Annotated in this window: 11 protein-coding genes; 5 read left to right on the plus strand and 6 right to left on the minus strand. The window is 74.8% G+C overall.

What is annotated here, in order from left to right:
• Nucleotides 1-478: pantetheine-phosphate adenylyltransferase (gene coaD, locus DLJ47_RS27990; protein WP_109904375.1), on the minus strand; the 478-nt coding region annotated here is incomplete at its 3' end.
• Nucleotides 475-1,038 carry a 16S rRNA (guanine(966)-N(2))-methyltransferase RsmD gene (gene rsmD, locus DLJ47_RS27995; protein WP_109904361.1) on the minus strand — a complete coding sequence of 188 codons (564 nt, stop codon included), beginning with the start codon at nucleotides 1,036-1,038 and terminating at the stop codon, nucleotides 475-477. The genes rsmD and coaD, both read right to left, overlap by 4 nt.
• Nucleotides 1,039-1,353: 315 nt before the next feature.
• On the opposite strand from rsmD, the gene DLJ47_RS28000 reads away from it, so the two are divergent.
• Nucleotides 1,354-2,853 (plus strand): cell wall anchor protein, encoded by a 1,500-nt coding sequence (locus DLJ47_RS28000; RefSeq protein WP_109904363.1) that lies wholly within the window; start codon nucleotides 1,354-1,356, stop codon nucleotides 2,851-2,853.
• 155 nt (nucleotides 2,854-3,008) lie between these two features.
• Here DLJ47_RS28000 and recG read toward each other — a convergent pair whose 3' ends face one another.
• Both recG and DLJ47_RS28010 read right to left on the minus strand, forming a co-directional pair.
• A complete protein-coding gene (gene recG / locus DLJ47_RS28005; RefSeq protein ID WP_396773665.1) occupies nucleotides 3,009-5,207 on the minus strand; it encodes an ATP-dependent DNA helicase RecG in 2,199 nt (732 codons plus the stop codon).
• Nucleotides 5,207-6,814, minus strand: coding sequence for a DAK2 domain-containing protein (locus tag DLJ47_RS28010; RefSeq protein WP_109904367.1), 1,608 nt, complete (start codon nucleotides 6,812-6,814; stop codon nucleotides 5,207-5,209). Before DLJ47_RS28010 ends, recG begins: the two co-directional genes overlap by 1 nt.
• 270 nt (nucleotides 6,815-7,084) lie before the next feature.
• Here DLJ47_RS28010 and rpmB point away from each other — a divergent pair, with 270 nt between their 5' ends.
• Nucleotides 7,085-7,276 carry a 50S ribosomal protein L28 gene (gene rpmB, locus DLJ47_RS28015; RefSeq protein ID WP_088963534.1) on the plus strand — a complete coding sequence of 64 codons (192 nt, stop codon included), beginning with the start codon at nucleotides 7,085-7,087 and terminating at the stop codon, nucleotides 7,274-7,276.
• Between the two features lie 189 nt (nucleotides 7,277-7,465).
• A complete protein-coding gene (locus DLJ47_RS28020; RefSeq protein WP_109904369.1) occupies nucleotides 7,466-8,719 on the plus strand; it encodes an ATP-grasp domain-containing protein in 1,254 nt (417 codons plus the stop codon).
• Nucleotides 8,720-8,753: 34 nt separating this feature from the next.
• On the opposite strand, the gene DLJ47_RS28025 is transcribed toward DLJ47_RS28020, so the two are convergent.
• Together DLJ47_RS28025 and DLJ47_RS28030 are read right to left on the minus strand one after the other, a co-directional pair.
• A complete protein-coding gene (locus DLJ47_RS28025; protein ID WP_109904371.1) occupies nucleotides 8,754-9,215 on the minus strand; it encodes a GNAT family N-acetyltransferase in 462 nt (153 codons plus the stop codon).
• A 29-nt stretch (nucleotides 9,216-9,244) separates the two neighbouring features.
• Nucleotides 9,245-10,183 carry a thiamine-phosphate kinase gene (locus tag DLJ47_RS28030; protein ID WP_109904373.1) on the minus strand — a complete coding sequence of 313 codons (939 nt, stop codon included), beginning with the start codon at nucleotides 10,181-10,183 and terminating at the stop codon, nucleotides 9,245-9,247.
• A 167-nt stretch (nucleotides 10,184-10,350) separates the two neighbouring features.
• Here DLJ47_RS28030 and DLJ47_RS28035 point away from each other — a divergent pair, with 167 nt between their 5' ends.
• Both DLJ47_RS28035 and DLJ47_RS28040 read left to right on the plus strand, forming a co-directional pair.
• Nucleotides 10,351-10,584 carry an Lrp/AsnC ligand binding domain-containing protein gene (locus tag DLJ47_RS28035; protein WP_013284547.1) on the plus strand — a complete coding sequence of 78 codons (234 nt, stop codon included), beginning with the start codon at nucleotides 10,351-10,353 and terminating at the stop codon, nucleotides 10,582-10,584.
• Nucleotides 10,585-10,593: 9 nt separating this feature from the next.
• Nucleotides 10,594-11,214, plus strand: a complete 621-nt coding sequence (locus DLJ47_RS28040; RefSeq protein WP_233258058.1) for a DUF3515 family protein — start codon at nucleotides 10,594-10,596, stop codon at nucleotides 11,212-11,214.
• Nucleotides 11,215-11,239 lie beyond the last annotated feature (25 nt).

Genomic DNA, 11,239 nt, shown 5'->3' on the forward strand with positions numbered 1-11,239 from the left:
GGTTGGGGGTGAGGCGGGTCTGGAGGGCCTGGCGGACCACGTCGGGGACGTGGGCGGAGATGTCGCCGCCCCACTTGGCCACGTCCTTGACCAGGCTGGAGGAGAGGAACGAGTAGAGCGGGTTGGTCGGCATGAAGAGCGTCTCGACGCCGGCCAGCCCGATGTTCATCTGGGCCATCTGCAGCTCGTAGTCGAAGTCGCTGACCGCGCGCAGGCCCTTGACCAGGACGCTCGCCTGCTGGGCGCGGCAGAAGTCGACCAGCAGCCCACGGAACGACTCGACCCGCACGTTGTCGTACGAGGCGGTCACCTCGCGGAGCATGTCGATCCGCTCCTCGACGGTGAACAGGCCGCTCTTCGACTGGTTCACCAGCACGCCGACGATCACCTCGTCGAAGAGCCGGCTCGACCGGCCGATGATGTCGAGGTGTCCGTTGGTGACCGGGTCGAACGAGCCGGGACACACCGCACGTCTCATGATCGGCGACCGTACCAAAGGGTGGTCTCGCCGTAACGGCGACTTCGCTCGCCGGTGACACCCGGCACCCACTCGACCGGCCCGGTCCGGCTGGAGCGCTCCACCACCACCAGCGCGTCCTGGGCCAGCCACCCGCCGTCGACCAGCGCGGCGAGCATCGCGGTAACGTCGGCGTCCGGCACCGCGTACGGCGGGTCGGCGAAGACCACGTCGTACGGGCCGCCGTCCGGGCCGGCCGCCAGCACGGTGCTCACCTTCCCGGTGACCAGCCGGGCGGCCGGGGCGGCGCGCAGGGCGGCCACGTTCTCCCGGATCACCCGGGCGGCCCGCGGGTCGGACTCGACCAGCAGCACGTGCCCGGCGCCCCGGGACAGCGCCTCCAGCCCGACCGCGCCGGAGCCGGCGTACAGGTCGGCGAAGCGGGCGCCGGTCAGGTCGACCTCGGCCTGCACGGCGCTGAACAACGCCTCCCGGACCCGGTCGGACGTCGGCCGGGTGCCCGCGCCGGGCGGGGCGGCGATCCGCCGGCCGCCGAGCGTCCCGGCCACGATCCGGGTCACCGTCTCCTCCTGCTCATGACCCCGACGCTACGCGAGGCCCGGAGACCCCCCGGCGACACCGCCGGTATGCGTGTCGCGCCAATCCGGCCACCCTTCGTATATCAATGATCTCGCATTCATAACATCATCCTTAGGTCCCGCTGAACGCTGTAACGCACGCGACGATCTCGCTAGGGTCTGCCGGGTGTCGGCGGTGGACGCCGGCCCACGGCACGGAGCGGCGCCCGCACCGGACACGCGCTGACGCACCTGCGACCGTCCGAACCGCCCCACTCCGCGCCCACCCCCTTCAGCTTCCTCACCCCGGGAGTACGCGTGATCCGTACCAGAGCGTCGCTACGGCGACCACTGGCCGTGCTGGGGGCCGCCTTCCTCGGCCTCACCGCGGCCGTCGCGGTGGCCGCGCCGGCCAGCGCCCACCACACCACCATCACCGCCACCGCCGACTGTGACGGGCTCACCGGCGAGCGCGTGATCACCTGGACGGTGGAGAACAGCGAGCGGGACAAGGCGGCGACGCTGAAGACCGTGACCGCCGACCCGTCCACCCCGGTGAACCTGGCGGCCGACACCAGCAAGCCGCTGGAGGGCGCCGTCGTCCCCAAGGGCGGCTCGGTGCAGGCGGTGCAGCGGGTGCCCGGCGACACCGCCAGCGCGAAGCTGACGGTCTACGCACTGTGGAAGAAGAACGGCCAGGACCGCACCAACGAGGGCAGCATCAACCTGGGCGGCGACAAGCCCTGCACCCCCGCGCCGAAGTGTGTGGACGCCAGCAAGGCCAAGTACAGCCACACCTTCGACGGCCCGAAGGGCACCGCGACCGTCAAGCTCGACGGTGACCTGCCGCTCTGCGGTGACGGCAAGCAGCACTTCACGCTGGTGTCGTACTTCGCGCCGCGGCCGCAGTTCGCCACCCCGCAGTACGTCTACGGCACGCCGGACAGCGACTGGATCGGCGGCACCCAGACCGAGATCGACCTGAAGGTCGACATCCCGGACTGCCACACCCAGGTGGACCTGATCTGGGGCGGCACCGACGAGATCATCGACCCGCTGGTCGAGGGCGGCAAGCGGTACGGCAACAAGAAGCTCGGTTCCAAGGGCACGCCCGGCAACCGGTCCACCGGCCCGCTGGGCGCGTACAACGGCGGTGACAAGAGCTGCACCACCCCGGCCGCGACGTTCGCGTCCAACTGCGACGGCACCGTCACCGTGTCGCTGAGCAACGACGGCAAGATCTCGAAGTACCCGGTCGAGTTCGAGGTCCGGGGCGAGAACGGCTGGTCCAAGAAGGTCACCGTCGAGCCGGGCAAGGCCGACAACGACACCGTGGTGCCGGCCGAGAACGCCGGCAAGGTCGAGGTGCTGGTCGACGGCCAGGTGATCGAGGACGGCAGCTACTCGTGGCAGCGTCCCGAGGACTGCCCGCTGCCCACCATCACCACCAAGGCCGACTGCGAGAACTTCACGCTGACCGCTACCAACCCGGAGGGTGGCCTGCCGGTCAAGGTGGTGTTCACCTACGGCAAGGAGACCGAGACCCGCACCGTGCAGCCGGGCGACTCGGAGACCGTCACCTTCAAGGCCGGCAAGGAGGAGACCGCGCTGGTCGTGCTCCCCGAGCTGGAGCTGGAGATGGAGGCCGTCTACGCCCCCGAGGGTGACTGCGGTGGCGGTGGCGGTGGCGAGGAGCCGGGCCTGCCGGTGACCGGTGCGGCGGCCGGCGGCATCGCCGCGGGCGCGGTCGCCCTGCTCGCCCTGGGCGCGGTGCTCTTCCTGATGGCGCGGCGGCGGCGGGTGCGCTTCACCGCGTGAGCTGAGCCGGACTGAGCGCTGAGGGCGCGTCGACCCACCCGGGTCGGCGCGCCCTCACCATGTCCCGTCACCGCACCGGCCGCACGGAACCGCGGTCCACCGCGGATCGGGCGCGAAGCGCCACCCGACGGCCGCGGCCGGAAGGGGTGGCCGGGTCAGCCCTTCTCCAGGTATTCCGCGCGTTCCTCGTCGACCAGGGCGGCCACCGAGGCGGCCAGCGCCGGGTGCCGGGCCAGCTCCGGATCCTCCTCGACCAGGGTGATCGCCTCGGCCCGGGCGTCGCGGATCAGGTCGGCGTCGCGCAGCAGCGAGAGCAGCCGTAGGTGGGAGCGGCGCCCGGACTGGGTGGCCCCCAGCACGTCACCCTCGCGGCGCTGCTCCAGGTCCAGTTCGGCCAGCTTGAAACCGTCGGTGGTGGACGCGACGGCGTCCAGCCGCTCCCGCGCCGGGCTGCCCTCGGCCGCCTCGGTGACCAGCAGGCAGAGCCCGGCCGCGGCCCCCCGGCCGACCCGGCCGCGCAGCTGGTGCAGTTGCGAGACGCCGAACCGGTCGGCGTCCAGCACGATCATCACGGTGGCGTTCGGCACGTCGACGCCGACCTCCACCACGGTGGTGGCCACCAGCACGTCGAGGTCGCCGGCGGCGAAGGAGCGCATCACCGCGTCCTTCTCGTCGGCCGGCAGCCGGCCGTGCAGCACGCCGATCCGCAGCCCGTGCAGCGGCCCCTCGGCGAGCAGCGGCGCCACCTCGGTCACCGCCAGCGGCGGCCGCCGCCCGGAGTCGTCCTCCCGCGGCGCCTCCTCCTCCGACCCGGGACCGTCGCCGATCCGCGGGCAGACCACGTACGCCTGGTGGCCGGCGGCCACTTCCTCGCGCAGCCGGCGCCAGGCCCGGTCGAGGAAGGCCGGCTTCTCGGCGGCCGGCACCACGTGCGAGGCGATCGGCGACCGGCCACGCGGCAGCTGGGACAGCGTCGAGGTCTCCAGGTCGCCGTAGACGGTCATCGCCACCGTGCGCGGAATCGGGGTGGCCGTCATCACCAGCACGTGCGGCGGCTGCTCGGCCTTGGCCCGCAGCGCGTCGCGCTGCTCGACACCGAACCGGTGCTGCTCGTCGACCACCACCAGGCCCAGATCGGCGAAGTCGACCCCCTCGTAGAGCAGGGCGTGGGTGCCGAGCACGATGCCGGCGGCGCCGCTGGCCACCTCGGCCAGCGCCCGCCGGCGCGCTGCCGCGCCGAGCGAGCCGGTGACCAGCTCGACCCGGGTCGCGTGCTCGGCGGCGCCCAGCTCGCCGGCCCGGCCGAGCGGCCCGAGCAGGTCGAGCATGCCGCGGTGGTGCTGGGCGGCGAGCACCTCGGTCGGGGCGAGCAGCGCGGCCTGCCCGCCGGCATCGACCACCTGGAGCATGGCGCGCAACGCGACCACGGTCTTACCCGAACCCACCTCGCCCTGCAACAGCCGGTGCATCGGATGCGGGGTGGCCAGGTCGGCGGCGATCTCGGCGCCCACGTCCCGCTGGCCGGAGGTCAGCTCGTACGGCAGCCGGGCGTCGAACGCGTCCAGCAGGCCACCCGGGCGCGGCGGGCGGGGCCGGGCCGGCCAGTCGGCGGCCCGGTGCTTGCGCTGCACCAGGGTCAGCTGCACCGCGAACGCCTCGTCCCACTTCAGCCGCCGCCGGGCCCGGTAGAGGTCCTCCTTGCTGGACGGCCGGTGGATCTCGCGCAGCGCGGTGCCGAGCCCGACCAGGTTGCGGCTGGCCCGCACGGTGGCCGGCAGCGGGTCGTCCGGCGGGGTGAAGGTGTCCAGCACCACCCGCACGCAGCGGGCGATCACCCAGGTCGGCACCGCCGCGGCGGCCGGGTAGACCGGGATCAGCGCGCCGGCGAACTCCTCGATCTCCTCGCTGGCCGCCGCCTCGCCGTCGCCGCCCTCGCCGAGCAGCACGTACTCCGGGCCGTTGAGCTGCCGCTTGCCCCGGAACTCGGTGACCTTGCCGGCGAACAGCCCCCACCGGCCCGGACGCAGTTCCCGCTCCCGCCACGCCTGGTTGCCGAAGAAGGTCAGGGTGAGCAGGCCGCCGGAGCCGTCGCCGACGGTCACCTCCAGCAGGTTGCCGCGCCGCTGCCGCATCGGGCGTACGGCGGTGCGCTGCACCTGGGCCAGCACGGTGACCTGCTCGCCGACGTCCAGCGACCGGATGTCGGTGTGCTCGCCGCGCTCGTCGTAGCGGCGCGGGAAGTGGTAGACCAGGTCGCCGGCGGTGTGCAGGTCGAGGTGGCTGGCCAGCGCCTTCGCCGTCTTCTCGCCGACCAGCTTCTTCAGCGGCGTGTCCACGGTGGCCGTCTCGGGCATCACTCGACCCCCACCAGCAGCGGATAGTGTGGCTGGCCGCCCGGGTAGGCCTGCACCTCCACGAACGGCCAGTGCCGCCCGACGTGCTCCCGCACCGCGTCGGCCAGCCCGTCCGGGGCGTCCGCCCCGGCGAGCAGGGTGACCAGCTCACCACCGCCGCCGAGCATCCGGTCGACCACGGCGACGCAGGTGTCGAGCAGGTCGGCGCCGATCAGGTGCACCTCCCCCTCGACCAGCGCCAGCACGTCGCCCGGGCGGCACGGGCCGGCAACCGTGAGCGCCTCCCGGCTGGCGTGGCAGACCTCGGCGTAGCGGCAGGCGCCGGCCGCCTCGGCCATCGCGATCACGTCGTCCTCGAAACGCCGGCCGGGGTCGCGTACGGCCAGCGCCGCCAGCGCCTGCACCGGCGAGCGGGTCGGCACCACGCTGACCTTGATGCCCAACCCGTGCGCCTCGCGGGCGGCGGCGCTCGCCACCGCCTGGGTGTTCGGGTCGTTGGGCAGCACCACCACCCGGGCGGCGCCGGTCGCCCGGATCGCGTCCAGCAGCTCGCCGGTGGACGGGTTGCCGGGCACCACCGTCGCGCCCTCGCCGCCGAACAGCTCGGCGATGCCCGCGCCGGCGGCCACCACCACGGCGGCCCGCCCGTCCGCCGCCACGGCCGGCGGCACCGGTGCGACCTGGTCGGCGAAGCGGGTCACCGAGATCCGGTGCGGCCGGCCGGCGACCACTCCCGCCTCGATCGCCGCGCCGACGTCGTTGACGTGCACGTGCACGTTCCAGGTGCCGTCGCCGTCGCCCACCACGACCAGCGAGTCGCCCAGCGCCGCCAGCTCCGCCCGCAGCCGGGTCACCGCCGGCTCGTCGGCGTCGAGCAGGAACTGCACCTCGTAGGCGTACTCGTCGGAGCCGGTCTCGCGGACGGCGACGGCCGGCGGGCGGGCCGCCGGCCGCGTGGGCGCCGGCCGCTGTGGGCTCTCTCCGGTGATCACCTCGACCAGGGCGTCGAGCAGCAGGCACAACCCCCGCCCGCCAGCGTCGACCACGCCGGCCCGGGCCAGCGCGGGCAGTTGCTCGGGGGTGCGGGCGAGCGCCCGGGACGCCTCGCCGGCCGCCGCCCGGGCAACCGCGCAGAGCTCGTCGCTGTCCGCCCGCTCGGCCGCCCCGGCGGCCGCGGCGACGACGCTGAGCAGGGTGCCCTCGACCGGGCTGGCGACCGCTGCGTAGGCGGCGGTGGTGGCGTCGCGCAGCGCGACCGCCAATTCCCGGCCGCGCACCGCGGGCCGGGCGGCCAGCGCGTCGGCGAAGCCGCGCAGGATCTGCGACAGGATCACCCCGGAGTTGCCCCGGGCGCCGAGCAGCGCGCCGCGCGCCATCAGCCGCAGCGCGTGACCGTGCGGGGTGGGCCCGTCGTCGGGGAGGGTGTCGAGGTCCATGGCCAGCGCCTGCTGGGCGGAGGTGAGGGTGAGCACCAGGTTGGTGCCGGTGTCGCCGTCGGGCACCGGATAGACGTTCAGGTCGTCGATCTCGCCCTGGTGCCGCTTGAGCGCGGCCAGCCCGCCCGCGCACCAGCGGCGGACCGCGGCGGCGTCGAGGGTGTCCAGCACGGCGTGAAGCCTACTGGCGCGCACCGACACCCGCCGGGCTCGGCCGGGCCGGCGCGGCGTGTCCCGGGTACGGCCGGTGCGCGGCCGGCGGGTACCCTTACCGGGCGTCCCGGCGCGCCGCCGGCCACTCCCCCGCCACCCCCACGGCCCGCACGGCCCCGGGCGGACGGGCCGGTTGGGCGGGGCGGCGGTTCATCGGGTAACCTGACCAGGTTGCCCGGGCAGCGCCTGGCGGCGACCTCATGAACGTTTCAAACCCAGGAGTATCCCGTGGCTAGCGTGTGCGACGTCTGTGGCAAGGGGCCGGGCTTCGGCCACAACGTGTCCCACTCGCACCGGCGGACCAACCGCCGCTGGAACCCGAACATCCAGTCGGTGCGGACCCCGGCCGGTGGCGGCAACACCAAGAAGATGCAGGTCTGCACCTCGTGCATCAAGGCCGGCAAGGTCACCCGCGCCTGACGCGGTAACACCGACCGACATACTCGCCAGCGCCGGCGGGCCCTCGTGGCCCGCCGGCTCTGTCGTGTCCGGGCCCCGGCGTTGACCGGTACGCGACGCTGCGTCGACGCACCCGCACCGGTCCGGTTAGGGTCTGCCTGCGCCGGCCGTCCCCTTCCCGGCGCGCACCCCGAGCACGGAGGACGACTGGTGCAGCTGGACCTGGGCCGAGACGAGATGATCATTGTCGGGGCGTCCCTCGGCATGCTGCGCTGGTACGCCGAGGAGCTGCCGGCCGGCTCCGTGGTCCTGGTCGAGGAGCCGGACGTGATCCAGCGGCGCGGCATCGAGCAGCTGGCCGGCGAGCTGGCGTTCATCTCCCGGGTGGTGCCCGCGCGCTACCAGACGGGCCTGGACGCCGCCGCCCTGGTGGCCCGCGAGCCGGCGCTGCGCTCCGCCCGGCTGGTGGTGCCCGGCCTGGAGTACGCGGTCGCCGGGGCGGCCCGGCTCGCCGCCGAACTCGGCCTGCCCGGCGCCGGGGCGGCGGCCGCCGACGTCTTCTCCGACAAGCACCGGATGCGGCTGCTGGCCGCCGACGCAGGACTGGCCAACCCGGCGTTCGAGCTGGTCGGCACTGCCGCCGAGGCGGTGGCGTTCGCCGAGCGGCACGGCGGCCGGTGCGTGCTGAAGCCGACCCGGCGATCCGGCAGCCTGGGCGTGCAGATCATCAGCGACCCGGCGGAGATCACCGCCGCCTGGGCGGCCACCGCCTCCCCCGAGGCGCCGCCGGAGGCGACCGACGGGCTACCCACCGGGGTGCTCGTCGAGCAGGCCCTGGACGGGCCGGAGCACAGCGTCGAGCTGCTGGTCGCCGACGGCGAGGTGATCTTCGGCAACGTCACCGACAAGCGGGTGCTGCCCGGGCGCTGCCCGGTCGAGACCGGGCACACCGTGCCCACGGCACTGCCCGCGGCCACCCGCCGGGAGCTGCTCGCGGTGGCGACCCGGCTGGCCACCGCCGCCGGCTTCCGCACCGGCGTGCTGCACAGCGAATGGATCCTCGCCGACGGCCGGCCGACGCTGGTGGAGTGCGCGGCCCGGCTGCCCGGCGACATGATCACCGCGCTGATCTCGATCGCCTACGAGTGCGGTTTCATCGAGGCGTACCTGCGCATCCTGCGCGGGGAGCGGCCGGCGCTGCGGCCGCGGCCGACCGGCGCGGCGGCGGTGGAGTTCCTGCTCGCGCCGCCCGGCACGGTCTCCGCCGTCGCCGGGCTGCGCGACGCCCGGCGGGTGCCGGGGGTGCTGGACGTGCAGCTCGAGGTGGCGGTGGGCGACACGGTGACCGAGGTGACCTCGTCGCTGCGACGCAGCGGCCACGTGCTGGCCTGGGGCATCGACGGCCCGGCCGCGACGGACGCCGCCGGCAAGGCGGCCGAGCAGGTCCGGATCACCACCGGCTGACGCCGCCGGTCACGGCCCCGCGCGGGGCGGTGGCTCAGAGGGTACGGCCGAACGAGAGGCAGCCCGGCTCGTCCTTGTAGAAGCCGAAGTTCGGGATCCGCTCGTAGCCGGTCGAGGTGTACAACCCGATCGCCTCGGGCTGCCGGTCGCCGCACTCCAGGATCAGCCGCTTGCGCCCCTGCTCGCGGGCGGACCGCTCGACCGCCGCCAGCAGCGCCCGGGCCACCCCCCGACCGCGTGCCGCCGGCGCGGTGTACATCCGCTTCAGCTCGGCGGTCCCCTCGCCGTGGCTGCGCCAGCCGCCACAGCCGACCGGCTGGCCGTCCAGCCTGGCGATCAGGAACGCGCCGCCCGGTGGCTCGAACTCGGCGGCGTCGACCGGGGTGTCGTCGCCGCTGCCGCCGTACCGGGCGCCGAGGTCGGCCAGCGCGTCCCTGATCAGGCGCTGCGCCTCCGGCGAGTCGAAGCGCGCGGCGTGGATCTCGATCTCCGTCACGGAGTAAAGGTTACGACCGCTCGGAGCCCTTACCGGAAGTGGTCCCAGCCGGTGACCCCCTGGTACGGCTCGCCGTCGACGGTGACGCCCGCGCCGGCCACCACCCGCCCGATCGGGTGCCACTGCTCGGGCAGCGTCACGTCGGGCGGGAAGGTGGCGGCCAGGGCGTGGTCCTCGCCACCGGCCAGCAGCCAGGCGTACGGATCGACGCCGAGCGCCTGGGCCGCGTCGCGCATCTGCCGGGGCACCTCGAAGGCGTCCCGGCGCACGTCGATGCCGACCCCGCTGGCCCTCGCCACGTGCCCGAGGTCGGCGAGCAGCCCGTCCGACACGTCGATCATGGCGGTGGCGCCGAGCCCGGCGGCCTGCGGGCCGGCCGCGTACGGCACCTCCGGCCGCCGGTACGCCTCGACCAGCAGCCGCGGCGTCCGGAAGCCCCGGGATAGCACGGTGAGCCCGGCCGCCGCGTACCCGGTGCGCCCGGCGAGCGCGACCACGTCGCCCGGCCGGGCACCGGAGCGCACCACCGGCGCCCGTCCGGCCAGGTCACCCAGGGCGGTCACCGCGATGGTCAACGTGGGGCTGCCCGACATGTCCCCGCCGACCACGCTCGCGCCGACCGTCGCCGCCTCCGCGGCCAGCCCGTCGGCCAGTTCCTCGGCCCATCCGATGGCCAGGTCCGCGGGGATGCAGAGGGCCACCAGCAGGGCGGTCGGGGTGGCCCCCATGGCCGCGACGTCGGCCAGGTTCGCCGCCGCCGCCCGGTGCCCCACGTCCCGCGCGCCGGACCAGTCCCGCCGGAAGTGCCGCCCCTCCACCAGCACGTCGGTGGAGGCGACCACCCGCGCGTCCGGGGCGGCCACCAGCGCCCCGTCGTCCCCCGGCCCGAGCAGCACCGTCGGGCCGTACGACAACCGGGCGGTGACCCGGTCGATCAGACCGAATTCGCCCACCCCCGCGACACTCATGCCGGCACCTCCCTCGCCACCGGCGCCACGCCCGGTCCGACGCCCCGCCCGCTCCTGCCGCGCTCGCTCACCGCTTCTCCTTGACCACCGATAGGGATCAGACCTGGTCCGTAAGGTACTTTCTCCTCTCGGGCCGCTCGCGGGCGGCGACGGACGGAGGTCGAGTCGTGGTACAGGCGTACATCCTCATCCAGACGGAGGTCGGCCGGGCGCGTGACGTGGCCGGTCTGATCGCGGACCTTGCCGGCGTGGTGCGGGTCGACGCCGTCACCGGGCCCTACGACGTGGTCGTGCTCACCGAGGCGAACACCGTCGACGAGCTCGGCAAACTCATCGTCAGCAAGGTGCAGATGGTGCCCGGCATCACCCGCACCCTCACGTGTTCGGTGGTACGGCTGTAAGTGGACAAGATCACTGACTCTCCCCGCCCGGAGGCCGGCGGGGTGGACCGGCCCGCGTCCACGGCGCCGGACGGGACCACCCGCCGCGCCGCGCTGATCGCGACGCTGGTCGCGCTTCCGGTCACCGTGGTGGTGGCCGGGCTCGCCTTCGCCCAGCTCGCGCCGGACGAGCCGGCCGCGGCGCCGAGCCCGTCGGCGACCACCGCCCGCGCCCAGTCCACCGCGCCGGTCGAGATGGCCGCGCCGGCCCTGGCCGAGCGCCCCGCGACCGTGTGCCGCGCGCTGCTCTCCCAGCTCCCGTCGACCGTCCGTGACCTGCAGCAGCGTCCGGTCACCGCCGGCCCGGAGCAGAACGCCGCGTACGGCGACCCGGCGCTGACCGTGGCCTGCGGCGGCGCCGAGCCGGCGGTGGGCGACACCGACGACGTCTGGCTGGTCAACAAGGTCTGCTGGCACGCCACCGAGCAGGCCGACGCCACCGTGCTCACCACGCTGGACCGGGAGACCGCGGTCACCGTCCGGGTGCCGCGCGCCTACGAGCAGCCGTTGCAGTGGGTCGCGCCGATCGCCGACACCGTGGTCGCCTCGGTCCCGTCCGCGGGCGAAGCCCCCACCGGCTGCCAGGGCTGACCCTCCCCCGCCGCACCACCACCGG

The sequence above is a fragment of the Micromonospora sp. S4605 genome, from assembly GCF_003176715.1.
Classification (GTDB): Bacteria; Actinomycetota; Actinomycetes; order Mycobacteriales; family Micromonosporaceae; genus Micromonospora; species Micromonospora echinaurantiaca.